Annotated in this window: 1 protein-coding gene; it reads right to left on the bottom strand. The window is 69.4% G+C overall.

The window, feature by feature from the left end; translation table 11 throughout:
• A partial coding sequence (locus KVT32_RS30975) for an NAD(P)-binding domain-containing protein (RefSeq protein ID WP_217619520.1) occupies positions 1 to 248 on the bottom strand: 248 nt, incomplete at both ends.

The raw sequence follows: 248 nt of genomic DNA, 5'->3' as shown, positions 1-248 counted from the left end.
GCGCCTTGATCGCGCGTTCGACCAGGCCCAGGCCGATCAGCGGCAGGGTCGAGGCGGTGCAGGAAACGACGATGTCGAACCGGGCCAGCTGCTCGGGCAGGTCGGCCAGACGGATCGCGCGGCCGTTCAGGCGCGTGGCGAGCGACTCGCCGCGTTCCATGGTGCGGTTGGCGATCGTGATCGACTTCGGATTCTGGGCCGCGAAGTGGGCCGCGCACAGCTCGATCATCTCGCCGGCGCCGATGAAC

The organism is Achromobacter sp. GbtcB20 (assembly GCF_019091095.1).
Classification (GTDB): domain Bacteria; phylum Pseudomonadota; class Gammaproteobacteria; order Burkholderiales; family Burkholderiaceae_B; genus Achromobacter; species Achromobacter mucicolens.
The sequence above is the reverse complement of the archived record's forward strand: the minus strand, read 5'-3'. Positions and strand labels throughout refer to the sequence as shown.